Annotated in this window: 22 protein-coding genes and 1 pseudogene; 17 read left to right on the plus strand and 6 right to left on the minus strand. The window is 67.9% G+C overall.

All coding sequences use genetic code 11. The features are described from left to right. Nucleotides 1–16 precede the first annotated feature (16 nt). The 6 genes and pseudogenes from U4012_RS18790 (at nucleotide 17) to U4012_RS18815 (ending at nucleotide 8,423) form a co-directional block, all read left to right on the plus strand. Nucleotides 17–1,222 carry a CaiB/BaiF CoA-transferase family protein gene (locus U4012_RS18790; RefSeq protein WP_321800694.1) on the plus strand — a complete coding sequence of 402 codons (1,206 nt, stop codon included), beginning with the start codon at nucleotides 17–19 and terminating at the stop codon, nucleotides 1,220–1,222. Nucleotides 1,223–1,319: 97 nt separating this feature from the next. Then, nucleotides 1,320–1,625, plus strand: coding sequence for a DUF485 domain-containing protein (locus tag U4012_RS18795; RefSeq protein WP_014895931.1), 306 nt, complete (start codon nucleotides 1,320–1,322; stop codon nucleotides 1,623–1,625). Nucleotides 1,626–1,636: 11 nt separating this feature from the next. Next, nucleotides 1,637–3,318, plus strand: a pseudogene (locus U4012_RS18800) (cation acetate symporter). 358 nt (nucleotides 3,319–3,676) lie between these two features. Continuing rightward, nucleotides 3,677–4,966, plus strand: coding sequence for a dicarboxylate/amino acid:cation symporter (locus U4012_RS18805; protein ID WP_044846742.1), 1,290 nt, complete (start codon nucleotides 3,677–3,679; stop codon nucleotides 4,964–4,966). A gap of 4 nt (nucleotides 4,967–4,970) precedes the next feature. Beyond that, entirely contained in the window at nucleotides 4,971–6,995 is a 2,025-nt protein-coding gene (locus U4012_RS18810; protein ID WP_044846741.1) for a sensor histidine kinase, read from the plus strand. 72 nt (nucleotides 6,996–7,067) lie between these two features. Next, nucleotides 7,068–8,423 (plus strand): sigma-54-dependent transcriptional regulator, encoded by a 1,356-nt coding sequence (locus U4012_RS18815; RefSeq protein WP_044846740.1) that lies wholly within the window; start codon nucleotides 7,068–7,070, stop codon nucleotides 8,421–8,423. A 109-nt stretch (nucleotides 8,424–8,532) separates the two neighbouring features. On the opposite strand, the gene U4012_RS18820 is transcribed toward U4012_RS18815, so the two are convergent. After that, nucleotides 8,533–9,069, minus strand: coding sequence for a peroxiredoxin family protein (locus tag U4012_RS18820; RefSeq protein WP_044846739.1), 537 nt, complete (start codon nucleotides 9,067–9,069; stop codon nucleotides 8,533–8,535). Between the two features lie 163 nt (nucleotides 9,070–9,232). On the opposite strand from U4012_RS18820, the gene U4012_RS18825 reads away from it, so the two are divergent. Continuing rightward, the gene (locus U4012_RS18825) at nucleotides 9,233–9,805 is read left to right on the plus strand and encodes a hypothetical protein (protein ID WP_321800700.1); all 573 of its coding nucleotides are present in this window, start codon (nucleotides 9,233–9,235) and stop codon (nucleotides 9,803–9,805) included. Nucleotides 9,806–10,139: 334 nt separating this feature from the next. Here U4012_RS18825 and U4012_RS18830 read toward each other — a convergent pair whose 3' ends face one another. Further along, nucleotides 10,140–11,804, minus strand: coding sequence for a YifB family Mg chelatase-like AAA ATPase (locus U4012_RS18830; protein ID WP_321800702.1), 1,665 nt, complete (start codon nucleotides 11,802–11,804; stop codon nucleotides 10,140–10,142). A gap of 322 nt (nucleotides 11,805–12,126) precedes the next feature. Next, the gene (locus U4012_RS18835) at nucleotides 12,127–12,378 is read right to left on the minus strand and encodes an accessory factor UbiK family protein (protein ID WP_006398174.1); all 252 of its coding nucleotides are present in this window, start codon (nucleotides 12,376–12,378) and stop codon (nucleotides 12,127–12,129) included. A 365-nt stretch (nucleotides 12,379–12,743) separates the two neighbouring features. Between U4012_RS18835 and U4012_RS18840 the strand changes: the two genes are divergently transcribed. From U4012_RS18840 to ptsP, 7 genes are all read left to right on the plus strand, one after another. Beyond that, complete coding sequence (locus tag U4012_RS18840) at nucleotides 12,744–13,082, plus strand: P-II family nitrogen regulator (protein WP_006398175.1); 339 nt, start codon at nucleotides 12,744–12,746, stop codon at nucleotides 13,080–13,082. Between the two features lie 33 nt (nucleotides 13,083–13,115). Beyond that, on the plus strand, nucleotides 13,116–14,633 hold the full coding sequence (locus tag U4012_RS18845; protein ID WP_124486541.1) for an ammonium transporter: 1,518 nt from the start codon (nucleotides 13,116–13,118) through the stop codon (nucleotides 14,631–14,633). Between the two features lie 241 nt (nucleotides 14,634–14,874). Beyond that, entirely contained in the window at nucleotides 14,875–16,164 is a 1,290-nt protein-coding gene (gene gshA, locus U4012_RS18850) for a glutamate--cysteine ligase (protein WP_044848231.1), read from the plus strand. Between the two features lie 25 nt (nucleotides 16,165–16,189). Then, nucleotides 16,190–17,146, plus strand: coding sequence for a glutathione synthase (gene gshB / locus U4012_RS18855; RefSeq protein ID WP_124520704.1), 957 nt, complete (start codon nucleotides 16,190–16,192; stop codon nucleotides 17,144–17,146). A 231-nt stretch (nucleotides 17,147–17,377) separates the two neighbouring features. Further along, the gene (locus U4012_RS18860; protein WP_044848229.1) at nucleotides 17,378–17,848 is read left to right on the plus strand and encodes a PTS sugar transporter subunit IIA; all 471 of its coding nucleotides are present in this window, start codon (nucleotides 17,378–17,380) and stop codon (nucleotides 17,846–17,848) included. Between the two features lie 74 nt (nucleotides 17,849–17,922). After that, nucleotides 17,923–18,192, plus strand: a complete 270-nt coding sequence (locus tag U4012_RS18865; protein WP_006752075.1) for an HPr family phosphocarrier protein — start codon at nucleotides 17,923–17,925, stop codon at nucleotides 18,190–18,192. A 207-nt stretch (nucleotides 18,193–18,399) separates the two neighbouring features. Further along, on the plus strand, nucleotides 18,400–20,172 hold the full coding sequence (gene ptsP, locus U4012_RS18870) for a phosphoenolpyruvate--protein phosphotransferase (RefSeq protein WP_044848237.1): 1,773 nt from the start codon (nucleotides 18,400–18,402) through the stop codon (nucleotides 20,170–20,172). A gap of 100 nt (nucleotides 20,173–20,272) precedes the next feature. On the opposite strand, the gene U4012_RS18875 is transcribed toward ptsP, so the two are convergent. From U4012_RS18875 to gpmA, 3 genes are all read right to left on the minus strand, one after another. After that, on the minus strand, nucleotides 20,273–21,025 hold the full coding sequence (locus U4012_RS18875; RefSeq protein ID WP_044848228.1) for a HesA/MoeB/ThiF family protein: 753 nt from the start codon (nucleotides 21,023–21,025) through the stop codon (nucleotides 20,273–20,275). Between the two features lie 132 nt (nucleotides 21,026–21,157). Then, on the minus strand, nucleotides 21,158–22,699 hold the full coding sequence (locus U4012_RS18880) for a S41 family peptidase (protein WP_321800708.1): 1,542 nt from the start codon (nucleotides 22,697–22,699) through the stop codon (nucleotides 21,158–21,160). A 246-nt stretch (nucleotides 22,700–22,945) separates the two neighbouring features. Further along, nucleotides 22,946–23,692 carry a 2,3-diphosphoglycerate-dependent phosphoglycerate mutase gene (gene gpmA / locus U4012_RS18885; RefSeq protein ID WP_044848226.1) on the minus strand — a complete coding sequence of 249 codons (747 nt, stop codon included), beginning with the start codon at nucleotides 23,690–23,692 and terminating at the stop codon, nucleotides 22,946–22,948. A 136-nt stretch (nucleotides 23,693–23,828) separates the two neighbouring features. On the opposite strand from gpmA, the gene U4012_RS18890 reads away from it, so the two are divergent. The 3 genes from U4012_RS18890 (at nucleotide 23,829) to secB (ending at nucleotide 25,098) form a co-directional block, all read left to right on the plus strand. Continuing rightward, the gene (locus U4012_RS18890) at nucleotides 23,829–24,251 is read left to right on the plus strand and encodes a rhodanese-like domain-containing protein (RefSeq protein ID WP_044848225.1); all 423 of its coding nucleotides are present in this window, start codon (nucleotides 23,829–23,831) and stop codon (nucleotides 24,249–24,251) included. Beyond that, nucleotides 24,248–24,508, plus strand: a complete 261-nt coding sequence (gene grxC, locus U4012_RS18895; protein ID WP_044848224.1) for a glutaredoxin 3 — start codon at nucleotides 24,248–24,250, stop codon at nucleotides 24,506–24,508. Before U4012_RS18890 ends, grxC begins: the two co-directional genes overlap by 4 nt. A 107-nt stretch (nucleotides 24,509–24,615) precedes the next feature. Next, nucleotides 24,616–25,098: a protein-export chaperone SecB gene (gene secB / locus U4012_RS18900; RefSeq protein ID WP_014895954.1), complete on the plus strand. Its 483-nt coding sequence runs from the start codon at nucleotides 24,616–24,618 to the stop codon at nucleotides 25,096–25,098. Nucleotides 25,099–25,113 lie beyond the last annotated feature (15 nt).

The following is a 25,113-nucleotide window of genomic DNA, read 5'->3' on the forward strand; positions in this document are numbered from 1 at the left end:
AATGGAGGAGACAAGGATGACGAACGAATCGCGCGCGTTGCCGCTGGCCGGCGTGAAGGTGCTCGATTTCTCGCGCGTGCTGGCAGGCCCGTGGTGCGCGATGGTGCTTGCCGATTTCGGCGCGGAAGTGATCAAGGTCGAGCATCCGGCGCGCGGCGACGACACGCGCGACTGGGGCTTGCGGATCGGCGACACCGAAACGACCTACTTCAACAGCGTGAACCGAAGCAAGCGCTCGATCTGTCTCGACCTGCAGACCGACGAAGGGCGGCGGCTCGCGCGCGAGCTGGCCGCGCAGGCCGACGTGGTGCTGCACAACTTCAAGTTCGGCGGCGCGGAAAAACTCGGGCTCGGCTACGACGCGCTGGCCGCGCTCAATCCGCGGCTCGTGCATTGCGCGATTTCCGGCTACGACCGCTCGGGCCCGGAAGCCGCGCGGCCCGGCTACGACCTCGTCGTGCAGGGCGAGGCCGGGCTGATGGCGCTGAACGGCGAGGCCGGCCAGCCGCCGCTGAAATTCGGTGTCGCGGCGGTCGACCTGTTCACCGGCATGTATTCGGCGCAGGCGGTCCTCGCCGCGCTGTACGAGCGTCATGCGACGGGGCGCGGGCGGCGCATCGAGATGGCGCTGTTCGACTGCGGGCTGATGATCACCGCGTACTACGGGCTCGATGCGCTGCTGATGGGCGAGGATCCGCCGCGCTACGGCAATGCGCATCCGTCGATCGTGCCGTACGGCGTGTTCGATGCGGCCGACGGCCCGCTCGTGATCACGGTCGGCAACAACCCGCAGTTCGCGCGTTTCTGCGATGCGATCGAGCGACCCGACCTCGCCGCGGACGAACGCTACAAGACCAACCTCGGCCGCTCGGAGAGCCGCGCCGCGCTGCTGCCGGAGATTCGCGGCGAACTCGCGCGGCGGCCGCGCGCGACGCTGCTCGCGGCGCTCGCCGCCGGCGGCATTCCGTGCGGCGAAGTGCTCGGGCTGCACGAGGCGCTGACCTCCGAGCGCGCGACCCGGGCGGGGCTCGTCACGCGGCAGCCGCACCCGGTCGCGGGCGGCGTCGACGTGCTCGCGCCGCCGTATCGCTTCGACGGTGCGCGACTGCCGGTGCGCGGCGCGCCGCCGGTGCTCGGCGCGGATACGGACGCGGTGCTTGGCGGCTGGCTCGGGATGTCGGCGGACGAGGTCGCGCGACTGCGCGCGGATCGCGTCGTGTAACGCATTGACGTGCCGCCACGGCGCGGGCGGATCGATTGGCGCGCCGGCCATCCACAAGACACTTCTCGCGAAACGACGAGGAGACATTGGAGACACCATGGAGCTTTCCGTCATCGAATCGGTCACGGCGCGCCGTGACTACCAGCAGCTCGTGCGCGCACGGCGCCGCTTCAGCTTCACGCTCACGGCACTGATGATCGCCACGTACTACGGCTTCATCCTGCTCGTCGCGCTCGCGCCGCACGTGCTTGCGGCGCCGCTGTACCGTGGCGCGACGACCACGGTCGGGATCGCCGCGGGCGTCGCGATCATCCTGGTCGCGATCGGCCTGACCGCGTGCTACGTGCTGCGCGCGAACCGTGCGTTCGACCGCCGCGTCGACGCGATCCTGCAGCGTTCGTGACGGAGGCCGACATGCGACGCACTTCGAGCGCGCTCGGCGCGCTGGCCGTTCTTGTTTCCTCCGCCGCGCACGCGACCGGCGTCGCGGGCCCGATGCCCGACAAGGTCGAGCTGAACCCGGTGGCGATCGCGATGTTCTTCGCGTTCGTGTTCGCGACGCTCGCGCTCACGCGCTGGGCCGCGCGCCGCACGCGTTCGACGCGCGACTTCTACACGGCCGGCGGCGGCATCACCGGGCTGCAGAACGGGCTCGCGATCGCGGGCGACTACATGTCGGCCGCGTCGTTCCTCGGGCTCTCCGGGATGGTGTTCATGTTCGGCTTCGACGGGCTGATCTACTCGATCGGCTTCCTGGTCGGCTGGCCGTTCGTGATGTTCCTGATCGCCGAGCCGCTGCGCAATCTCGGCAAGTTCACGTTCGTCGACGTGGTCGCGTACCGCTTCGCGCAGCGGCCGATCCGGCTCCTGACGTCCGCGAACGCGCTGACGATCGTCGTGCTGTACCTGGTCGTGCAGATGGTCGGCGCGGGCAAGCTGATCCAGCTGCTGTTCGGGCTGTCGTACGGCACGGCCGAGCTGATCGTCGGCGTGCTGATGGTCGTCTACGTGTTCTTCGGCGGAATGACCGCGACCACCTGGGTGCAGGTGATCAAGGCCGTGCTGCTGCTGTGCGGCGCGACGCTGCTCGTCCTGCTCGCGCTCGCCGAATTCGGCTTCAGCGTCGATGAGATGTTCCGTCGCGCGGTGGCCGTGCATCCGGGCGCGCTGTCGATCATGGGGCCCGGCAAGCTGATCCGCGATCCGGCCAACGCGCTGTCGCTCGGCATCGCGCTGATGTTCGGCACGGCCGGCTTCCCGCACATCCTGATGCGCTTCTTCACGGTGCCGAACGCGAAGGAAGCGCGCAAGTCGGTGCTCTATGCGACGGGCTTCATCGGCTATTTCTATCTGCTGACGTTCGTGATCGGCTTCTCGGCGATCGTGCTGCTCGCGCAGCATCCGGAATTCTTCCGGCTCGGCGCGAACGGCACCTTCAACCTGACGCACGACCTGCTCGGCGGCTCGAACATGGTCGCGGTGAAACTCGCGCAGGCGGTCGGCGGCAACTGGTTCTACGGCTTCATCGCGGCCGTCACGTTCGCGACGATCCTCGCGGTGGTCGCCGGGCGCTCGCCGGCGCGACCACGATCTCGCACGACCTGTATGCGCAGATGTGGGCGCGCGGCAAGCCCGACGAGCGGCTGGAAATGCGCATCTCGCGCGCGGCGACGATCGGCTTGTCCGCGGTCGCGATCGCGCTGTCGATCCTGTTCGAGCACGTCAACGTCGCGTTCATGGTCGGCCTCGTCGCGGCGGTGGCCGCCAGCGCCAATTTCCCGGTGCTCGCGATGTCGATCTTCTGGCGCGGGATGACGACGCGCGGCGCGGTGCTCGGCGGCGGCCTCGGCCTCGCGTCGGCGGTGGCGCTGACGGTGCTGTCGAAGTCGGTGTGGGTCGACGTGCTGCACCACGCGCACGCGCCGGTGTTTCTCGACAACCCGGCGCTCGTGTCGGTGCCGCTCGCGTTCGTCGGGATCGTCGTCGGCTCGCTCGCGGACCGCGGCGAGCGCGCGCGGCGCGAGCGCGACGCGTTCGCGCAGCAGGAGTTCTATGCGCAGACGGGCGTGCTGGCCGGTGAAGCCGTGCAGCATTGATTCGTCTGATGAAACGATCGCTCCGTCCGGATCGCCGGACGGATATTTTCCGGAAATCCGGAATCCCGGATTTACTTGCCTGCCGCATTATGAGAAATACAATGAAAACAACGGCTTGAGGGGCTCCGGAAACCTGGCATCGACCTTGCGATATAAAGCGCACGGCCATCCCCCGGCCGAACTACTACAGCAAGCAAGGAGACAACCGATGACCAATGCCTTCCTCCCCCTCCGGATGTCCTGAGGCATCGCTTGTTGCGGCACGGCAGCCGCGCGGGCGAATGCCTTCTCCCCTGAGACATTCGCCTGCGCGCGTGACGCCGTTTCCACCGGCTCATCTACTTCAGCAGGAACCATCGTGAAGAAGAAACCCTTCTACAAAGTGCTCTATGTGCAGGTGATCTTCGCCATCATCGTCGGCGTGATCCTCGGCCACTTCTATCCGTCGCTCGCCACCGAGATGAAACCGCTCGGCGACGGCTTCATCAAGCTGATCAAGATGGTGATCGGACCGATCATCTTCTGTACGGTCGTCACCGGCATCGCCGGCATGGAGGACATGAAGAAGGTCGGCCGCGTCGGCGGCAAGGCGCTGCTGTACTTCGAGATCGTGTCGACCTTCGCGCTGCTGCTCGGCCTCGCGGCCACGCACATCCTGCGTCCGGGCGTCGGCTTCAACATCGATCCGGCGACGCTGAACGGCAAGGAAGTCGCGTCGTACGCGGCGAAGGCGCACGGGCAGTCGACGGTCGACTTCCTGATGCACATCATCCCGAACACGATGGTCGATGCGTTCGCGCAGGGTGAAATCCTGCAGATCCTGCTGATCGCGCTGCTGTTCGGCAGCGTGCTCGCGCACCTCGGCGAGCGCGGCAAGGTCGTGACCGACTTCATCGACGGCCTCACGCGCGTGCTGTTCGGCATCGTGCACATCGTCACGAAGCTGGCGCCGATCGGCGCGTTCGGCGCGATGGCGTTCACGATCGGCAAGTACGGCGTCGGCTCGCTGGTGCCGCTGCTCAAGCTGATCGGCACGTTCTACCTGACGTCGGTCGTGTTCGTGCTGGTCGTGCTCGGCGCGATCGCGCGCTTCACGGGCTTCTCGATCATCCGCTTCGTGTCGTACATCAAGGAAGAGCTGCTGATCGTGCTCGGCACGAGCTCGTCGGAAGCCGCGCTGCCGCAACTGATGGAAAAGCTCGAGAAGGCCGGCTGCTCGCGTTCGGTCGTCGGCCTCGTGGTGCCGACCGGCTATTCGTTCAACCTCGACGGCACCAACATCTACATGACGATGGCCGTGCTGTTCATCGCGCAGGCGACCAACATCGAACTGACGTGGATGCAGCAGCTCACGCTGCTCGCGGTCGCGATGCTGACGTCGAAGGGCGCGAGCGGCGTCACGGGCGCGGGCTTCATCACGCTCGCCGCGACGCTCGCCGTCGTGCCGACGATCCCGCTGTCGGGCATGGTGCTGATCCTCGGCATCGACCGCTTCATGAGCGAATGCCGCGCGCTGACCAACATCGTCGGCAACGGCGTCGCGACGGTCGTCGTGTCGGCCTGGGAGAAGGAACTCGACCGCAACAAGCTGCGCCAGGCGCTGAAGGGCGGCGGCGAGGTCACGCCGACCGAGACGGCCGGCGTCTGACGTCATGAAGGAGCAGGCGGCGGCACCGCCCGCGGGCGGTGCGCCGCGCGGCGGCCGGGGCAGCGACGAGGCGCCCTATGACACAATAGGCGATCCGCATCGCCAGGAAGTCACGTCCGTGAAGCGCCGCCTGCTCATCCTCGTCGTGCTTGCCGCCGCGCTCGCGGCGGCGTGCGCGCTGACGTGGACCATCACGTGGCAGCGCGGCGTCGCCGAGCTGCAGCGCAACGCCGCGGTGCGGGTCGACCGCACCACCAACGCGCTCAAGAGCACGCTCGACCGCTACGAATCGCTGCCTTATCTGCTCGGCAGCCATCCGTACGTGCTGGACCTGCTCGCCGAGCCGAAGCGCGCCGATTTCACCGCGCGCGCGAACCGCTATCTCGAAGACCTCAACGAACACGCGCACGCGACCGTCACCTACGTGATCGGCGCGGACGGCCTGTGCGTCGCCGCCAGCAACTGGCGCGCGCCGGACAGCTTCGTCGGGAACGGCTACCAGTTTCGTCCGTATTTCATCGACGCGATGAACGGCCGGGTCGGCCGCTTCTTCGCGATCGGCACGATCTCCCGCGACCCCGGCTACTACATCTCGCAGCCGGTGTGGCGCGACGGCAGGATCGCGGGCGTCGTCGTCGTGAAGCTCAATCTCGAATGGTTCCAGGGCGCCGATGCGTCCGAGCCGCTCGTCGTCGCGGACGATCACGGCGTCGTGTTCCTGTCGTCCGTGCCCGCCTGGAAGTACCACACGCTGCATCCGCTGACGGGGCCCGTCGCCGCGTCGATCTACGAGACGCGCCAGTACGCGCAGCAGCCCGTCACGCCGCTGCCGCTGCGCGTCGAGCAGGTGCTCGGCGCCGATGCGGAGATCGTGCGCCTCGGTGCGGCCGGCGTAGGCCCCGGCCTGCGCGCGCCGCGTTTCCTCGCCAGCAAGCGGCGGATCGGCGAGCCCGACTGGCTGCTCGTCACGCTCGCGCCGATCGCGCCCATCGACGCCGACGCGCGCAACGCGACGATCGTCACGGGCTTCGGCTTCGTGTCGGTCGCGTTGCTCGCGTTCTACTGGCGCATGCGCCGCGCGCGCGTGCGCGAGATGATCCGCGGCCGCGCGCTGCTGCAGCAGGCGTATGCGGAGCTGAACCGGCGCGTCGAGGAACGCACGGCCGACCTGTCGGAAGCGAACGAGCAATTGCAGAAGGAAGTCGGCGACCGGATCCGCGCGGAGCAGGAATTGCGCGCCGCGCACGACGAACTGATCCAGGCCAGCAAGCTCGCCGCGCTCGGCCAGATGGCGGCCGGCATCACGCATGAACTGAACCAGCCGCTCGCGGCGTTGCGCAGCTTCTCGGACAACACGCGCGTGCTGCTCGATCGCGGCGAGCAGGCGGCCGCGCGCGAGAACCTCGAGGCGATCGCCGCGCTGACCGAGCGGATGGGCAAGATCACCAACCAGCTTAAGCTGTTCGTCGGCCGCGCGAAGCCGCGCAACGAACAGGCGCTCGTCGTGCGCGCGCTGCGCAGCGTGCTGTCGTTGCTCGGCGACCGGCTGCGCGGCGTCGCGCTCACGCTGACGCTGCAGGATGCGACGGTGTCGCCCGCGCAGGATGCGCCGCTCGACCTGGCGCGCGACTATCCGGAACTCGTCGCCCGCTGCGAGGACCTGCGCCTCGAGCAGGTGCTGATCAACCTGCTCGGCAACGCGCTCGACGCGGTCGCGGGCGTCGCCGCGCCGGCGATCGAAGTGACGATCGCGGTGTCGGTCGCGACGCTCGCGGTCGAGGTGCGCGACAACGGCTCCGGCATCGCGCCCGAGCTGCTGCCGCGGCTGTTCGAACCGTTCTTCACGACCAAGGAAATGGGGCGCGGGCTCGGGCTCGGGCTCGCGATCTCGTCGTCGATCGCGAGCGACGCGGGCGGCGCGCTGACCGCGCGCAATGCGCCGTCCGGCGGCGCGCTGTTCGTCTTGACGCTGCGGCGCGCGCGCACGCATCATCCGGACGCCGTGTCCGAGCCGGCGGGCTCGCGCTAGGCACCGCACGACCGCATCAACGAGAGCCGCGCGCACCACCGCCGCGCGGTCTGTCAGGAGCAAGTGACTACGATGGCCAACCGGCTGCAAGTGATCTATATCGAAGACGATGCGCTCGTTCGCCGGGCGAGCGTGCAGAGCCTCCAGCTCGCCGGGTTCGACGTCGTCGGGTTCGAATCGGCCGAGGCGGCCGACAAGGCGATCGTCGCGGAAACCGCGGGCGCGATCGTCAGCGACATCCGGCTGCCCGGCGCAAGCGGGCTCGACCTGCTCGCGCAGTGCCGCGAGCGCGTACCCGACGTGCCCGTGATCCTCGTCACCGGCCACGGCGACATCTCGATGGCCGTGCAGGCGATGCGCGACGGCGCGTACGACTTCATCGAAAAGCCGTTCGCGGCCGAGCGGCTGATCGAGACGGTCCGCCGCGCGCTCGAGCGGCGCGAGCTCGTGCTCGAGAACCATGCGCTGCGGCGCGAGCTGGCCGGCCAGAACATCGTCGCGCCGCGCATCATCGGCCGCAGTCCGGCGATCGAACAGGTGCGCAAGCTGATCGCGAACGTCGCGCCCACCGACGCATCGGTGCTGATCAACGGCGACACGGGCGCCGGCAAGGAACTGATCGCGCGGAGCCTGCACGAGCTGTCGCCGCGCCGCGACAAGCCGTTCATCGCGGTGAACTGCGGCGCGCTGCCCGAGCCGATGTTCGAGTCGGAGATGTTCGGCTACGAGCCCGGCGCGTTCACGGGCGCCGCGAAGCGCCGCGTCGGCAAGCTCGAATATGCGTCCGGCGGCACGCTGTTCCTCGACGAAATCGAAAGCATGCCGCTCGCGCTGCAGGTGAAGCTCCTGCGCGTGCTGCAGGACGGCGTGCTCGAGCGGCTCGGCTCGAATCAGCCGATCCGCGTGAACTGCCGCGTCGTCGCGGCCGCGAAAGGCGACATGAGCGAACTCGTCGCGGCCGGCACGTTCCGGCGCGACCTGCTGTACCGGCTCAACGTCGTGACGATCGCGCTGCCGCCGCTCGCCGAGCGCCGCGAGGACATCGTGCCGCTATTCGAGCACTTCATGCTCGACGCGGCCGTGCGCTACGGGCGGCCGGCCCCCGTGCTGACCGACCGGCAGCGCGCGAGCCTGATGCAGCGCGACTGGCCCGGCAACGTGCGCGAGCTGCGCAACGCGGCCGACCGCTTCGTGCTCGGCGTCGCCGACATGCCGCAGGAAGCTGGTGCGAGCGGCGACGACGCCGAGAGCGACCAGACGCTGAAGGAGCGCATCGAGCAGTTCGAGCGCGCGGTGATCGCCGAGGCGCTGAACCAGACGGGCGGCGCGGTCGCCGCGACGGCCGACCGGCTGCATGTCGGCAAGGCGACGCTGTACGAGAAGATGAAGCGCTACGGGCTGTCGGCGAAAGGCGAAACCGAGCGCTGAAAAAGAGACGGACCGCGGAACCGGGCTGGCCGGTCGTGCGGTCCGTCATGTGGAGCAGGGCGCGGCGGGCGGCCCTGCGAGCCTTGTCGTGCGGTGCGGCCGGCGGCGCTCAGGCCGCGTTGCCGTCGAGCGCCTTCTTGAGCAGCGCGTCGAGTTCCGCGAATTGCGGGGCGCCGACGTAGCGCTTCAGGATCTTGCCGTCCTTGTCGACGACGAAGGTGGTCGGCGTGAGCTGCACGTTGCCGAACTGCTTCGCGACGCTGCCGTCGTCGAGCGCGACCTTGAACGGCAGCTGGCGCGTCTGCGCATAGTTCGCGACGTACATCGGCGGATCGTAGTTCATCGCGACCGCGACGAACTCCAGCCCCTGCCCCTTGAAGCGATTGTAGGTATCGACCATCTGCGGCATTTCCTGCATGCAGGTCGCGCAGCTCGTCGCCCAGAAGTTCACGAGGTAGACCTTGCCCTTCAGGTCGCCGGCCGTCGACACCTTCTGACCGGACAGCAGCGTGAACGTGGCGTCCGGCACGGTGGACTTGCCGTTGAACGCGAAGAAGCCGGCAACGGCGATGGCCGCGACGACGACGGCCGCGACGATATAGCGGGCGGGGCCGGTGCGGCGCTGGGCGGGAGGCGTGGTGTTCATCTGCGGTGCTCTCGGAGTCGGTCGATGACGCGGGTCGATGCAAAGGACGTCGAAATTCGGCGGTTATTTTAGCGCGAATGCGGCGCACGCACCGGCGGCCGCCACACATCCCGGGTGTCGGCTTCGGCGGATAATGGGCCTTTTGCCTGTCCCCATCACTGCCATGCCGAAGGAAGTCATCGATCCGTTGCGCCCCCTTTTTCGTCCGCTGCGACACTTCGCCGCGCTCGCGTGCGTGAGCGCGGCGCTGGCCGCGTGCTCGCCGTCATATGACTGGCGTACGCTGCACAACGACGCCGGCTACACGATCGACCTGCCGGCGAAGCCGACCGTCGAGAACCAGCCGGTGGCGGTCGGCGGCGCGTCGATGCCGATGCGGATGCAGGCCGCGCACGTCGACGGCGCGGTGTTCGCGGTCGGCACGCTGACACTGCCCGACGACCGCGACGACACGCGCCGCGCGGCGCTGGAATTCCTGCGTTCCGGGCTGTCGCGCAATCTCGAAGGCGTGCCGCAGACGGCCTCGGTGCCGGTGCCGCTCGCGGCCGGCGGCGCGGTGAACGGGCTCGAGCTGCGCATCGCGGGCGCGGCGAGCGGCGGCGACCGCTCGCGCAAGACGATCGTCGCGCGGCTCGTGGCGCGCGGCCGGCACGCGTACCAGGCCGTCGCGATCGCCGACGGGCCGCTCGCGCAGGAGCAGCTCGACCAGTTTTTCGGCTCCTTCAAGCTCGACTGAACAGCGGCCGGCGAGGGCGCTCAGACACTTCATGACAATTGAAAGTTCATTCGCAGCTTTCGACGCTAATCGCCGGATTTTGCGGGGATTTTTCGGCTATCCACAGCGCATGTGGATAACTTTGTTGAAAAGTTGACCGAATCGCCCGCAAAGCCGCGCCGGACGGCCTTCCGGCGCATTTGATGGTTGGCCATCCATTTCGGAAAAATCAATAAAAACAAAGGGATACGAATCTCCTGACGAAGAGGTGCCCGCGCCGGGTGATCAGGGGCCGGATTCGTGAAATTGTGCATAAGTCAAGTCTTGACAGTCATATTTTGTCCTCCGCGGGCATTCACAGCGCCGTGAGCGCACGCCGGTAGCGGATCGCCTCGGCGATCTGCGCGGCCGTCGGCAACGGGTCGCCGGCCAGGTCGGCGATCGTCCGTGCGACCTTCAGCACGCGGAAATACGCACGTGCCGACCAGCCGAAGCGCTCGCCGGCCTCGCGCAGCAGCCGCTCGCCGTCGTCGGTCGGCCGGCACAGGTCGTCGGTCTCGCGCCCGCTCAGCATGTGATTGGTCTTGCCCTGCCGGTCGAGCTGCAGCGCACGCGCCCGGGCGACCCGCGCGGCGACCGCGGTGCTCGGCTCGCCGGGCGCCGTCGCGCGCGACGCGAGTTCGGCCGGCGATAGCGCGGGCAGGTCGATCTGGATGTCGATGCGGTCGAGCAACGGCCCCGAAAGCTTGCGCAGATAGCGCGTGGCGAGCTCCGGGGTGCAGCGGCAGCGCCCGGACGGATCGCCATGCCAGCCGCACGGGCACGGATTCATCGCGGCGATCAGCTGGCACGCGGCAGGGAAGTCGGCCTGCTGCGCCGCGCGCGAGATCGTGATGCGGCCGACTTCCAGCGGCTCGCGCAGCATCTCCAGCACGTGCCGGTCGAATTCGGGCAACTCGTCGAGAAACAGTACGCCGAGGTGCGCGAGCGTGATCTCGCCCGGCTGCGGCGGGTTGCGGCCGCCGACCAGCGCGGCGGCGCTCGACGAGTGGTGCGGCGCGCGGAACGGGCGCCGCCGCCAGTGCGCGGGCGAGAAGCCGATGCGGCTCGCGGAAAGGAGCGCGGCCGACGCCAGCGCCTCGTCGTCGGTCAGCGGCGGCAGGAGGCCGGGCAGGCGCGCGGCGAGCATCGACTTGCCGGCGCCGGGCGGCCCGATCATCAGCATGTGGTGCCCGCCCGCGGCGGCGACTTCGAGCGCGCGCCGGGCGCCGCGCTGGCCGACGACGTCCGCGAGATCGGGGGCGGCCGGCGCCGGCACGCCGTCGAGGCCGGGCGCCTCGACCGGCGCGAGCCGGGCATCCGGCGCACCGGCCAGATGCGCGCACAGCGCGGGCAGATCGGGCGCGCCGAACACGGTGACACCGGGCACCAGCGCGGCCTCGGCCGCGCTGGCGAGCGGCAGGTACAGCTCGGGCGGACGGGCTGCGGCCGCCGGCCCGGACGGCGCGACGGCCGCGGCGCGAGACCCGAAGCCCGCGCCGGGCCCCGCGGCGGCGGGCCCGAAGCCGGATCCGGTCACCGCAGCGCAGGACCCGAAGCCCGCTCCAGTCGCCGCGACGCGCCAGTCCCGTGCCGCGCCGCACGCCATCGCGAACGCGCCCCGCATCGGCCGCAGCGCGCCGGTCAGCGACAGTTCGCCCGCGAATTCGCGGCCGGCCAGCGCGTCGGCCGGGAGCTGGCCGTTCGCGGCGAGGATGCCGAGCGCGATCGGCAGGTCGAAGCGGCCGGACTCCTTCGGCAGGTCGGCCGGCGCGAGATTGACGGTGATGCGCCTGACGGGGAAGTCGAATCCGCAGTTCTGCAGCGCGGCGCGCACGCGCTCGCGGCTTTCGCGGACTTCGAGATCGGGCAGGCCGACGATCGAGAACGACGGCAATCCGTTGGCAAGATGGACTTCGACGGTGACGTCCGGCGCGCGGCCGGCCGCCGGCGCGCGACTGCGCACCACGGCGAGCGACATGGCGAGGCTCCTTTAAATGAATCGGACGGGCAACGGCCATTCGGGCCGCATGCCGCGGGAATCGGAGGAATCGGCGCGCGCTTGCCGGCGTGGCGCGGAAAAGAACGAGGAACGACGAACAGCGAAGCGCTAAAACAGCGAAGAGCGAAGAGCGAAGAGCGAAGAGCGAGGAACAGCGAAGAGCGAAGAACAGCGAAGAGCGAGGAACAGCGAAGAGCGGGGGATTGCGAGGAACGACGGAACGGCTGACCGGCCGACTTCGGATGTCAGGCGCGGGCCGCACGAGGCGGCCCGCGCCCGGACCTGTCGGTCGGGTGGGGCGTCAGGCCTGGGACGCTGCGAGCTTCTGCTCGAGTTCCGCGACGCGCTTCTCGAGTTCCTCGAGACGCACGCGGGTGCGGGCGAGCACCTGTGCCTGCGTGTCGAACTCCTCGCGCGTGACGAGATCGAGCTTCGAGAAGCCTTGCGACAGCATGGCCTTCACGTTGCGCTCGACATCCTTGGCCGGCGAGTTTTTCAGCAGGTCGCTGACGCGCGACTGCAGGTCGTTGAAAACATCGCTGGGTTGCTTCATGAGATTTCCTTCCTTGCACAAAAAGTGTGCATCTTCAGTTGCGTACGTGCCCATGATGCACGCATGACCGGAAATGGTGCGCGCGTGGCGCGAATTCCGGGCATGGCGCCCGCATGGGTGAATGGCCCGGAGATCCGGGACGTGCGTGCACTCTAGCAATGATCCTTTCGGCGCGCCAGCAAACCTGGGCCACGTTGGCCATTCGGCCGGGCTTCCGCATCTTTCCGTACCTTTCAGCACCCGATGCAACCCCGTTTCGGAGCCGTTCGAGGCGGTGCTCGCGCGAACATGGCATGCGAGTTGCTGAGGAGAGACGGTCACACCATTCCAACCAATTCGACGGGATCAACCTGCGAGAGGACTCCATGAAACTGATTACCGCAATCATCAAGCCGTTCAAGCTCGATGAGACGCGCGAAGCGCTCTCCGCGCTCGGCGTCTCGGGCATCACGGTCACTGAGGTGAAAGGGTTCGGGCGCCAGAAGGGGCACACCGAGCTGTACCGGGGTGCCGAATACGTGGTCGATTTCCTGCCGAAGATGAAGATCGAGGCGGCCGTGTCCGACGATCTCGTCGACCAGGCGGTCGAGGCGATCGAACGTGCAGCCCGCACCGGCAAGATCGGCGACGGAAAGATCTTCGTCACGCCGATCGAGCAAGTGATCCGGATCCGGACCGGGGAGACCGGCGCAGACGCGCTGTAACAGACCAAGACAAGCGACAAGAGGAAACCCGAGATGCGCAAACTTCTGATGTCCCTGCTGATGGCTGGCTCGCTGATCGCGGCTGGCGTCGGTCCCGCGCTCGCCGACGACGCGGCCTCCGCCGCGGCAGCGTCCGCGCCCGCCGCCACGGCGTCCGATGCATCGGCAGCCGCGGCTCCCGCCGCTTCGGCGCCGGCCGCCACCGACGCATCGGCACCTGCCGCTGCCGCCGCACCCGCTTCGGGCGCCGCCTCCGACGCATCGGCCGCCGCCGCCGCGTCCGCGCCGGCCGCACCCGCCGCCCCGACCGAGCCGTTCTCCGTCGATTCGTCGAAGATCAGTGCCGGCGACACCGCGTGGATGCTGACGTCCACCGCGCTCGTGCTGTTCATGACGATCCCCGGCCTCGCACTGTTCTATGCGGGCATGGTCCGCAAGAAGAACGTGCTCGCGACCGTGATGCAGAGCTTCGCGATCACCGCCGCGATCACGGTGCTGTGGACGGTGGTGGGCTACAGCCTCGCGTTCACGCCGGGCAACGGCTTCATCGGCGGCCTGTCGCGCGTGTTCCTGCACGGCATGAACTACATCAAGGGCGACAAGGCGACCACGCTGACCGTCAGCCATCTCGCGACGACGATTCCGGAATCGGTCTACTTCGTCTACCAGATGACGTTCGCGATCATCACGCCGGCGCTGATCTGCGGCGCGTTCGCCGATCGCATGAAGTTCTCGGCGATGCTCGTGTTCATGACGCTCTGGTCGCTGATCGTCTATGTGCCGATCGCGCACATGGTGTGGGAGCCGACCGGCTGGCTGTCGGCCGACGGCGTGCTCGACTTCGCGGGCGGCACGGTGGTGCACATCAACGCCGGTATCGCAGGCCTCGTGTCGTGCCTCGTGCTCGGCAAGCGCGTCGGCTACGGCCGCGAATCGATGGCGCCGCACAACCTGGTGCTGACGATGATCGGCGGCTCGATGCTGTGGGTCGGCTGGTTCGGCTTCAACGCGGGCTCCGCGGTCGCGGCCGACGGCCGTGCCGGCTTCGCGATGCTGACCACGCAAGTGGCGACCGCCTGCGCGGCGCTCGGCTGGATGTTTGCGGAATGGGTCGCGAAGGGCAAGCCGTCGGTGCTCGGCATCGTGTCGGGCGCGGTCGCGGGTCTCGTGGCGATCACGCCGGCTGCCGGCTTCGTCGGCGTCGCCGGTGCGCTCGTGATCGGCATCGCGGCGGGCGTGATCTGCTTCTGGTCGGCCACGTGGCTCAAGTCGAAGCTCGGCTACGACGATTCGCTCGACGCGTTCGGCGTGCACGGCATTGGCGGGATTCTTGGCGCGCTGCTGACGGGCGTGTTCGCGGTCAAGGACATCGGCGGCGCCGACGGCAGCCTGCTGCTGCAGGCGAAGGGCGTGCTGATCACGCTGGTCTACAGCGGCGTGCTGAGCTTCGTGCTGCTGAAGCTGATCGACCTGACGATTGGCCTGCGCGTGTCCGAAGAGGAAGAGCGCGAGGGCCTCGACGTGATCCTGCATGGCGAACATGTCGAATAAGTCACAAGGATGACGGCGGGCCGCCGCGCAGACGGCGCCCGCCACGAATGAGCGCAGCGACTTCGGCCCGCCACCCGGCGGGCTTTTTTTCTCCTGCCGCGTGCTGCCGTAGCGCATAACCCTTCAGGCTATCGGGTCAATAGCCGAAAACTTCCTCCATATCCTTGTGAAGCCGGGAACAATCCCCAAATGGGCAAGGCAATTGCTCTACAATCTTCATTCTCCCGCTCGCGAGTGATTCATGGTTCCCCACCTCGTTACCGCGTTGAACGGTCCGCTGCTCGAGCTCGAGCAGAAGATCCTCGACGCGACGCCTGCGATCGAACGCTGGTTCAGGCTCGAATGGCAGGAACACACCCCGCCGTTCTATTGTTCGGTGGACCTGCGCAACGCCGGTTTCAAGCTGGCGCCCGTCGACGCGAACCTGTTCCCCGGCGCGTTCAATAATCTGCCGTCCGAAGTGCTGCCGCTCGCCGTCCAGGCCGCGATGGCCGCGATCGAGAAGATCTGCCCGGACGCGAAGAACCTGCTCGTGATTCCCGAGCTGCCGACCCGCAACGCGTTCTACCTGGAAAACGTCGCGCGGCTCGCGACGATCATGCGCCAGGCCGGCCTGAACGTGCGCTTCGGCTCGCTCGACCCGAGCATCACCGACATGACGCCGATCACGCTAGCCGACGGCCAGAAGATCGTGCTCGAACCGCTCGAGCGTTCGCAGCGCCGCCTCGGCCTGAAGAATTTCGATCCGTGCTCGATCCTGCTGAACAACGACCTGTCGGCCGGGATTCCCGCCGTGCTGGAGAACCTGCACGAGCAGTACCTGCTGCCGCCGTTGCACGCGGGCTGGGCCGTGCGCCGCAAGTCGACGCACTTCTCGTGCTACGACGACGTCGCGAAGAAGTTCGCGAAGATGGTCGGCGTCGATCCGTGGATGGTGAATCCGTATTTCGCGCACGTCGAAGGCGTCGACTGGCAGGCGCATGAAGGCGAGCAGGCGCTCGCCGACGCGATCGACGGCGTGCTGAAGAAGATCGCGCGCAAGTACCGCGAATACGGCATCAGCGAAAAGCCGTACGTTGTCGTGAAGGCCGACGCGGGCACCGCCGGGCGCGGCGTGATGACCGTGCACGACGCGGCCGAGATCGGCCGCATGTCGAAGGCCGAGCGCGCGCAGATGGCCGAGTCGAAGGCCGGGCTCGCGGTGCGCGACGTGATCGTCCAGGAAGGCGTCTACACGTTCGAGCGCGTCGGCGACGAAGTGGCCGAGCCGGTCGTGTACATGATCGACCGCTACGTGGTCGGCGGTTTCTACCGCACGCACGGCGGCCGCGAGCGCGACCAGAACCTGAACGCGCCCGGCATGCATTACGTGCCGCTCGGCTTCGAGCACACCGCGCTGCCGGATGCCGGCGCGAAGCCGGGCGCCGCGCCGCCGAACCGCTTCTACATGTACGGCGTCGTCGCGCGCCTGTCGCTGATCGCGTCGTCGATCGAACTGGAAAAGACCGATCCCGAAGCCATCCAGGTGTAACGGCTTCGCTACGTACAGGACCCGCATGGACATTCTCTTTATCGCCGACCCGCTCGAGCGCTTCAAGATCTACAAGGATTCGACCTACGCGATGATGGCGGAGGCCGCGCGGCGCGGGCATGCGGTGTACGCGTGCCAGCCGCACCAGCTCGCATGGACGGGCTCGGGCGTCGAGGCGGACGTGCAGCGCGTGACGATCGTCGGCGACACGGCCGACCTGCATCGCCATCCGTGGTTCGAGGCGGCCGCGCACGAATCGCGTCAGCTGACGTCGTTCGGCGCGGTGCTGATGCGCAAGGATCCGCCGTTCGACATGGAATACGTGACGGCCACCTGGATGCTCGAGCTTGCCGAACGGGCGGGCGCGCGCGTGTTCAACAAGCCCCAGTCGATCCGCGATCACTCGGAGAAGCTCGCGATCGGCGAGTTTCCGCAGTTCGTCGCGCCGACGCTCGTCACGCGCGACGCCGCGCGCTTGCGTGCGTTCCATGCCGAGCATGGCGACGTGATCGTGAAGCCGCTCGATGGTATGGGCGGGATGGGCGTGTTCCGCGTGAAGGCCGACGGGATGAATCTCGGCGCGATCATCGAGATGCTCGGCCACGACGGCACGCGCTCGCTGATGATCCAGAAGTTCATTCCCGAGATCACGGCAGGCGACAAGCGCATTCTGCTGATCGCCGGCGAGCCGGTGCCGTATTCGCTCGCGCGGATTCCGCAGGGCAGCGAGGTGCGCGGCAATCTCGCCGCGGGCGGGCTCGGCGTCGCGCAGCCGCTGACGCCGCGCGACCGCGAGATCGCCGCGACGCTCGGGCCGGTGCTCGCCGCGCGCGGGCTGCTGCTGGTCGGGCTCGACGCGATCGGCGACTGGCTGACCGAGGTGAACGTGACGAGCCCGACGTGCTTCCGCGAAATCATGGAGCAGACGGGTTTCGACGTCGCCGCGATGTTCATCGACGCGCTGGAGCGGGCGGCCGCGTAGCCCGCCTTCCGCGCAAGCCCGGCGGCGGCCGCGCAGGCCCCCCGTCGCCGGAGCGGTTCGACCGGCCTGCTACAATGCCCGCTTGCCCGGTGCCGCGACCAGCGCGCCGAAGGCCCGGCGGTCGGGCCGAAACCGTTGCAAGGCTGAACATGAAACGTTTCCCATACTCGCTATGCTCGTTGCCCCGCTGCGGGGCGTCGGCCCGCCAAGGGCGGCCGGGGGCAGTCTGACATGGCCGGGATTCTGATCATCGCGCACGCGCCGCTCGCCACCGCGCTGCGGGACTGCATCGCGCACATCTACGGCGGCGTGCCCGCGCGCATCGGCTGTATCGACGTGCTGGCGGACAGCGACCCGACCCAGGTGATGGCGTTCGCGCACGCGGAGCTCGCGCGGCTCAGGGAAGAGAACGGCGTCGTCGTGCTGACCGACATGTACGGCGCGACGCCCGCGAACATCGCGGGCCAGCTCGCGAAGCTCGACAACGTGCGCGTGCTGGCGGGCGTGAACCTGCCGATGCTGGTGCGCGCCGTCTGCTACCGTACCGTGCCGCTCGACAAGCTCGTCGACAAGGCGTTGTCCGGCGGCGCGAAGGGCGTCCACGAGGTGTCTGCCGGCACGCCGCCGCCGCCTTCGGAAACCGGCTGCGGCCAGTGCGCGCCGATTCCGCCCGAGCCGCAACCGCGCACCGAATCGCACTGACCGTCCCGTTTTCCGTTTTAGACCGACCCGCCGACGCACGTCGCCGGCGGCCTCGACCGACCCGACCGAGAATCATGCTTCAACAAGAAACCACCATCGTCAACAAATTGGGGCTCCATGCGCGCGCATCGGCCAAGCTTACGCAACTGGCCGGCAACTTCCAGTCGGAAGTCTGGATGACGCGCAACGGACGCAAGATCAACGCGAAAAGCATCATGGGCGTGATGATGCTCGCGGCGGGCATCGGCAGCAGCGTGACGATCGAGACCGAAGGTCCGGACGAGCGCGAGGCGATGGACGCGTTGCTCAAGCTGATCGCGGACAAGTTCGGCGAAGGTCAGTGATCCGGGGCCTGCCCCGCGATCGTTGCCGTTTCGAAGCAGAATGCCGCGTATGTCGCGGCATTTTTTTCGTCCGTAGCATTGATGCGGAAATCGCAATGCTGCGCTGCATGCAGCCAGCACGGAGGTGCGGAATTTATAATCGCTAACCGGGGTCATAAGCGCATCGCAGCAGTGTGCCGCGGCTTTACATGTACAGAGGAGGTGCGCGTGTCCTTCACGCTGCATGGCATTCCCGTCTCACGTGGTATCGCGATCGGGCGAGCGTATCTGATCGCGCCGGCGGCGCTCGACGTCGCCCATTACCTGGTCGAGGCGAACCAGATCGACGCCGAGGTCGAGCGTTTCAGCACGGCGCGCGAGGTCGTGCATCGCGAACTCGAGGCGCTGCGCGCCGACCTGACCGACGACACCCCGACCGAAGTGGGCGCGTTCATCGACGTCCACGCGATGATCCTGAGCGACGCGATGCTCGTGCAGGAAACCATCGACCTGGTCCGCACGCGACGCTACAACGTCGAATGGGCGCTGACCGAGCAGCTCGAGCTGCTCACGCGCCACTTCGACGATATCGAGGATGAATACCTGCGCGAGCGCAAGGCCGACATCGAGCAGGTGGTCGAGCGCGTGCTGAAGGCGCTCGCCGGTGCGCCGTCGGCGTCGCAGGCGCTCGATCGCGCGGCCAAGAACGGTACGAACGAGATGATCGTCGTCGCGCACGACATCGCGCCGGCCGACATGATGCAGTTCAAGACGCAGTCGTTCCAGGCGTTCGTCACCGACCTCGGCGGCCGCACGTCGCACACGGCGATCGTCGCGCGCAGCCTCGGCATTCCGGCCGCGGTCGGCGTCCAGCATGCGAGTTCGCTGATCCGCCAGGACGACCTGATCATCGTCGACGGCGACCAGGGGATCGTGATCGTCGATCCCGCGCCGATCGTCCTCGAGGAATATTCGTACCGCCAGTCCGAGAAGCTGCTCGAACAGCGCAAGCTGCAGCGCCTGAAGTTCTCGCCGACGCAAACCCTGTGCGGCACGAAGATCGACCTCTACGCGAACATCGAGCTGCCCGACGACGCGAAGGCGGCGGTCGAGGCCGGCGCGGTCGGCGTCGGGCTGTTCCGCTCCGAGTTCCTGTTCATGCATCAGAAGGAGATGCCCGAGGAGGAGGAGCAGTTCGCCGCGTACAAGCGCGCGGTCGAGTGGATGAAGGGCATGCCGGTGACGATCCGCACGATCGACGTCGGCGCGGACAAGCCGCTCGAGGCGCTCGACGAAGGCTACGAGACGGCGCCGAACCCGGCGCTCGGCCTGCGTGCAATCCGCTGGAGCCTGTCCGAGCCGCAGATGTTCCTCACGCAGCTGCGCGCGATCCTGCGCGCGTCCGCGTTCGGGCAGGTGAAGATCCTGATCCCGATGCTCGCGCACGCGCAGGAGATCGACCAGACGCTCGACCTGATCCGCGAGGCGAAGCGCCAGCTCGACGACGCGGGGCTCGCATACGATCCGAACGTGCGCGTCGGCGCGATGATCGAGATCCCGGCCGCGGCGATCGCGCTGCCGCTGTTCCTGAAGCGCTTCGATTTCCTGTCGATCGGCACGAACGACCTGATCCAGTACACGCTCGCGATCGACCGCGCGGACAACGCGGTCGCCCACCTGTACGACCCGCTGCATCCGGCGGTGCTGCACCTGATCGCCTATACGCTGCGCGAAGCGAAGCGCGCGGGCGTGTCGGTGTCGGTGTGCGGGGAGATGGCGGGCGATCCGGCGCTCACGCGCCTGTTGCTCGGGATGGGGCTCACCGAGTTCTCGATGCACCCGAGCCAGTTGCTGGTCGTGAAGCAGGAGATCCTGCGCGCGCACCTGAAGGCGCTCGAGAAGCCGACGGCCGACGTGCTGGCCGCGTTCGAGCCGGAGGAAGTGCAGGCCGCGCTCAAGCGCCTGTCGGTCGCGGAACCGCGCGCGGACGCGGCCGCCTAGGCGGCGCGGACTGCGCGGCGAAACCGTCGCGCGCGTCGCGAAGGTAGCGAAACGTCGCGCATGCGCCGCCCGGCGCATGCGTTCATGCATCCCGCGCGCGTCAGTGCCGGCCCTGGCACACGGGGCAGTCGGCCTGGCGCGCGATCTTCATCGTCGTCCATTCCATCCGCAGCGAATCGAGCATCATCAGCCGCCCGTTGAGCGTCGTGCCGATCGCGCCGATCACGCGCAGCGCTTCGGCGGCCTGCATCGCGCCGATGATCCCGACCGTCGGCGCGAACACGCCCATCGTCGCGCACGCGACTTCCTCGAACGGCTGGTCCTCCGGAAACACGCACGCGTAACAGGGCGCGGCCGGGTCGCGGAAGTCGAACGTGCTGATCTGGCCGTCGAAGCGCAGCGCGGCGCCCGACACGAGCGGCACGCCGTGCGCGACGCACGCGCGGTTGATCGCATGGCGCGTCGCAAAGTTGTCGGTGCAGTCGAGCACGACGGTCGCCTGCGGCACGTGCGCGTCGAGCCATGCATCGTCGACGCGCGCCGCGACCGCATGCACGGTCACTTCGGGGTTCAGCTGCGCGAGCGCGTCGCGCCCCGATTCGACCTTGCTGCGGCCGACCGAGGCCGTCACGTGCAGGATCTGCCGCTGCAGGTTCGTGAGGTCGACCGTGTCGGCGTCGACGAGCGTGATCGTGCCGACCCCGGACGCCGCGAGATACATCGCGGCCGGCGAGCCGAGACCGCCGGCACCGACGACGATCGCATGCGCGTCGAGGAAGCGCTGCTGCGCCTCGATGCCGATTTCATCGACGAGGATGTGGCGGGAGTAGCGGAGGAGTTGATCGTCGTTCATGGGAGAGGTCGGGTGAGGCATGCCGCCGGCGGCGGCGCGGACGCCTCTGCGTCCATCTGCGTATTCTAGGCGCACATGAAAAACGGGCCATCGCGGTCTTCCCGCGATGGCCCGTCGGATGCCGGCCGGCGCTTACTGCGGTGCCGACGCGGGCTTCGGTGCGGCGGCCTTCGCGCCCGACGCCTTCGCGGGGGACGCGGCCTTGGTCGCAGGGCTCTTCGTCGTGCTCTCGGCGAGCAGCGACTTCGATTCCTGCACCGTCTTGCCTTCGAGCTTGTTGAGCGCCTGCTGCATCATGAAGTCGTCGGCGCTGCCGAACTCGATCGGCTTGCGATCGCGGTCCTTCTGGCGTTGCTCCGGCGTCTTCTTGTCGTTCTGCTCCTCGAGGACGCGCAGCTGGTCCATCCGGCGCTGCTCGCGCTCTTCCTGTTCCTTCTTCTCGTTCGGATCCTGCGTGTTCGCGAGGTGGTTCGTGTAGTCGACCTCGCGCGTCACGAGCACGTCGTCCGGATCGCCGTCCGCATACTGATCGACCGGCACGTCGGGCGTGATGCCCTTGTTCTGGATCGAACGGCCGCTCGGCGTGTAGTAGTAGGCGGTCGTCAGGCGCAGCGCGGTGTCGGCCGTCATCGGACGGACCGTCTGCACCGAGCCCTTGCCGAACGTCGTCTTGCCCATGATCTGCGCGCGCTTCGAATCCTGCAGCGCGCCGGCGACGATCTCCGACGCGGACGCCGAGTAAGCGTTCGTCAGCACGACCATCGGCACGGTCTTGAAGATCGGCGGCAGGCTCTTCAGCGGATCGCCGTCGAAGGACGGCAGGCGGTAATTGTCGTAGGTATCGCGGTAGACCTGCTTCGAATCCGGGATCTGGCCGTTGGTCGACACGACGACGGAGTCGGGCGGCAGGAACGCGCCGGCGACGCCGACCGCGCTCTGCAGCAGGCCGCCGCCGTTGTTGCGCAGGTCGACGATCAGGCCCTTCAGGTTCGGCTGCTGGCGCGCGATGTCCTGCAGCTTCGCGGCGAGATCGGGCGTCGTGCGCTCCTGGAAGCTCGTGATCCGGATATACGCGTAGCCCGGGTCGAGCAGCTTCATCTTCACGCTCTGGACCCTGATGATCGCGCGCGTGACCGTGATCGGGAACGTGCGGTCGTCGCTCTTGCGGAAGATCGTCAGCGTGACCTTGGTGCCCGGCTCGCCGCGCATCTGCTTGACGGCCTTGTCGAGCGTCATGCCGCGCACCGGCTTGTCGTTGATGCGCGTGATCAGGTCGCCCGGACGGATGCCGGCGCGGAACGCGGGCGTATCTTCGATCGGCGAGATCACCTTGACGAGGCCGTCTTCCTGCGATATCTCGATGCCGAGGCCCGCGAAGCGGCCCTTGGTCTGCTCCTGCAGCTCGTCGTAGTCGGTCTTGTCGAGGAACGACGAGTGCGGGTCGAGGCTCGACACCATGCCCTTGATCGCCGCCGTCAGCAGCTTCTTGTCGTCGACCGGCTCGACGTACTCGCGCTTGATCTGGCCGAACACTTCCGCGAACAGGCGGAGCTGGTCGAGGGGAAGCGGTGCCGTGGCGGTCTGCTCGGCCGATGCCGAAACCTGCAGCGTGGCGAATACGCCCGTGGCGAGGCCCGCGGCAATCAGGCCGATGTTCTTCAATTTCATTCGCATAGAGAGTCTGGTGCGGTCGGGAAGCGCGTGGCGGTAGCGGGGATGTAGCGGACAAGTATAACTGTTCGCCCGATTGCTCAGTGGACCGGTGCGAAATGGTCCGGGAGCCCGGTCCCGGCGGGGGCGCCGGATGCGCAGCGGATTCGAAAGCGGGTTCGACAGCACCGGGGCCGCGAAGGTTCGCGCCCGCGCGCCGGAGCAGCCGGGCAGGCCGCGCGCGAGGCGGCCCGCCCGGCACGACGGGTATCAGCCCGCCTTGCCCTGCTTCGCGACGGCGGCCTGCGCCTTCGCGATCGCGTCCTGGTCGCCCAGATAGTAGTGCGTGATCGGCTTCAGGTTCTCGTCGAGCTCATACACGAGCGGCACGCCGTTCGGGATGTTCAGGCCGACGATGTCGCTGTCCGAGATGCCGTCGAGGTACTTGATCAGCGCGCGCAGCGAGTTGCCGTGCGCGGCGATCAGCACCTGCTTGCCCGCACGGACGGCCGGCGCGATCGACTCGTTCCACAGCGGCAGCACGCGCGCGACCGTGTCCTTCAGGCATTCGGTGAGCGGCAGCTGCTCGCGCGGCACCTTCGCGTAGCGCGGATCGTCGAACGGCGCGCGCTCGTCGGTCGGCTCGAGCGCCGGCGGCGGCGTGTCGTAGCTGCGGCGCCACACGAGCACCTGCTCGTCGCCGAACTTGGCGGCCGTTTCCGCCTTGTTCAGGCCCGACAGCGCGCCGTAGTGGCGCTCGTTCAGGCGCCACGAGTGGACGACCGGCAGGTACATCAGGTCCATCTTGTCCTGCACGTGCCACAGCGTGCGGATCGCGCGCTTGAGCACCGACGTGTAGGCGATGTCGAACGTGTAGCCGGCCTCCTTGAGCAATTCGCCGGCCTGGTAGGCCTCGTTGCGACCCTGTTCGGTCAGGTCGACGTCGACCCAGCCGGTGAAGCGGTTTTCCTTGTTCCACGTCGATTCGCCGTGGCGGATGAGAACGAGTTTGTACATGGATCTTGCGGTCGGTAGTGATAGGGAAGCGGGGCGCGTCGCGCGGTACCCGGCCCGGGTCCGCCATCGCGCAAGGCGGTTATTTTATAATGGCGCGATTGTCCTCATCCGATTTCTCTTTTTCCGGCGGCATTCCGTGACGTTCTTTACCAATTACACGAACCTGGCCCTTATCGCGATCCTTCTGGTTTCCGGCGGCCTGCTCGCATGGCCGGCCCTGCGCCGCGGCCGCGGCGGCCTGTCGGCCGCGGAGGCCACGCAGCTCATCAATCGCCGCAACGCGGTCGTGATCGACCTGCGTACCGCGTCCGACTTCGCCGCCGGCCACCTGCCGTCGGCGCGCCAGCTCGCCGCCGGCGAGATCGGCGCGAAAATTGCGCAGGTCGCGAAAAACAAGAGCACCCCCGTGCTGCTCGTCTGCCAGAACGGCCAGCAGTCGCAGAAGGCGGCGCGCGAGGTCGAGGCGGCAGGCTATGCCGAGGTACATGTGCTCGAGGGCGGCGTCGCCGCCTGGCAGCAGGCCGGGATGCCGGTCGTCAAACAAGGAGTGGCGAAGTGAGCAAGGTTTTGATGTACAGCACGCAGGTGTGTCCGTATTGCATTCAGGCCGAGCGCCTGCTGAAGCTGCGCGGCGTCGAGCAGATCGAAAAGGTGCTGATCGACCGCGATCCGGCCCGCCGTGAGGAAATGATGACGCGCACCGGCCGTCGCACGGTCCCGCAAATCTATATCGGCGACACGCACGTCGGCGGCTACGACGATCTGTCGAAGCTCGACCGCGAAGGCGGGCTCGTGCCGCTTCTGCAAGCGGCCTGATTAGGGCAGAATGGCCGCCGGCCGCGCCGCGGCATGAGCGCGCAGGATTCAACCGAGGCGGCCGGCGTGAAGCCGGGCCGCCGCGTCACCACTTTTAGGGAAACACCATGTCCGACGTCGAAAACCAACCGTTCTTCAACATCCAGCGCGTCTACCTGAAGGATATGTCGCTCGAGCAGCCGAATTCGCCGGCGATCTTCCTCGAGCAGGACATGCCGTCGGTTGAAGTCGAAGTCGACGTCAAGGCCGAACGTCTCGCGGAAAGCGTCTTCGAAGTCGTCGTGTCGGGCACCGTCACCGCGAAGGTGAAGGACAAGGTCGCGTTCCTGATCGAAGCGAAGCAGGCCGGCATTTTCGACATTCGCAACATTCCCGACGAACAGCTCGACCCGCTCGTCGGCATCGCCTGCCCGACGATCCTGTTCCCGTACCTGCGCTCGAACATCGCCGACGCGATCACGCGTGCGGGCTTCCCGCCGATCCACCTGGCGGAAATCAACTTCCAGGCGCTGTACGAGCAGCGTCTCGCGCAGCTTCAGCAGCAGCAGGCCGGTGCGGCAGGCGCGCCGAACGGCACGACGCTGAACTGACGTTTCACTCCGGAC

Source organism: Burkholderia sp. BCC1988 (genome assembly GCF_905339895.1).
In the GTDB taxonomy this organism is placed as follows: Bacteria; Pseudomonadota; Gammaproteobacteria; order Burkholderiales; family Burkholderiaceae; genus Burkholderia.

What these genes read in the sequence shown, in the direction of transcription:
- U4012_RS18790 (WP_321800694.1), top strand. Translation starts at nt 17, where the DNA reads ATGACGAACGAATCGCGCGCGTTGCCGCTGGCCGGCGTGAAGGTGCTC.
- U4012_RS18865 (WP_006752075.1), top strand. Translation starts at nt 17,923, where the DNA reads ATGCTTCAACAAGAAACCACCATCGTCAACAAATTGGGGCTCCATGCG.
- U4012_RS18840 (WP_006398175.1), top strand. Translation starts at nt 12,744, where the DNA reads ATGAAACTGATTACCGCAATCATCAAGCCGTTCAAGCTCGATGAGACG.
- U4012_RS18860 (WP_044848229.1), top strand. Translation starts at nt 17,378, where the DNA reads ATGGCCGGGATTCTGATCATCGCGCACGCGCCGCTCGCCACCGCGCTG.
- U4012_RS18875 (WP_044848228.1), bottom strand. Translation starts at nt 21,025, where the DNA reads ATGAACGACGATCAACTCCTCCGCTACTCCCGCCACATCCTCGTCGAT.
- U4012_RS18830 (WP_321800702.1), bottom strand. Translation starts at nt 11,804, where the DNA reads ATGTCGCTCGCCGTGGTGCGCAGTCGCGCGCCGGCGGCCGGCCGCGCG.
- U4012_RS18835 (WP_006398174.1), bottom strand. Translation starts at nt 12,378, where the DNA reads ATGAAGCAACCCAGCGATGTTTTCAACGACCTGCAGTCGCGCGTCAGC.
- secB (WP_014895954.1), top strand. Translation starts at nt 24,616, where the DNA reads ATGTCCGACGTCGAAAACCAACCGTTCTTCAACATCCAGCGCGTCTAC.
- gshB (WP_124520704.1), top strand. Translation starts at nt 16,190, where the DNA reads ATGGACATTCTCTTTATCGCCGACCCGCTCGAGCGCTTCAAGATCTAC.
- U4012_RS18795 (WP_014895931.1), top strand. Translation starts at nt 1,320, where the DNA reads ATGGAGCTTTCCGTCATCGAATCGGTCACGGCGCGCCGTGACTACCAG.
- gpmA (WP_044848226.1), bottom strand. Translation starts at nt 23,692, where the DNA reads ATGTACAAACTCGTTCTCATCCGCCACGGCGAATCGACGTGGAACAAG.
- U4012_RS18880 (WP_321800708.1), bottom strand. Translation starts at nt 22,699, where the DNA reads ATGCGAATGAAATTGAAGAACATCGGCCTGATTGCCGCGGGCCTCGCC.
- U4012_RS18845 (WP_124486541.1), top strand. Translation starts at nt 13,116, where the DNA reads ATGCGCAAACTTCTGATGTCCCTGCTGATGGCTGGCTCGCTGATCGCG.
- gshA (WP_044848231.1), top strand. Translation starts at nt 14,875, where the DNA reads ATGGTTCCCCACCTCGTTACCGCGTTGAACGGTCCGCTGCTCGAGCTC.
- U4012_RS18810 (WP_044846741.1), top strand. Translation starts at nt 4,971, where the DNA reads ATGAAGGAGCAGGCGGCGGCACCGCCCGCGGGCGGTGCGCCGCGCGGC.
- U4012_RS18815 (WP_044846740.1), top strand. Translation starts at nt 7,068, where the DNA reads ATGGCCAACCGGCTGCAAGTGATCTATATCGAAGACGATGCGCTCGTT.
- U4012_RS18825 (WP_321800700.1), top strand. Translation starts at nt 9,233, where the DNA reads ATGCCGAAGGAAGTCATCGATCCGTTGCGCCCCCTTTTTCGTCCGCTG.
- U4012_RS18820 (WP_044846739.1), bottom strand. Translation starts at nt 9,069, where the DNA reads ATGAACACCACGCCTCCCGCCCAGCGCCGCACCGGCCCCGCCCGCTAT.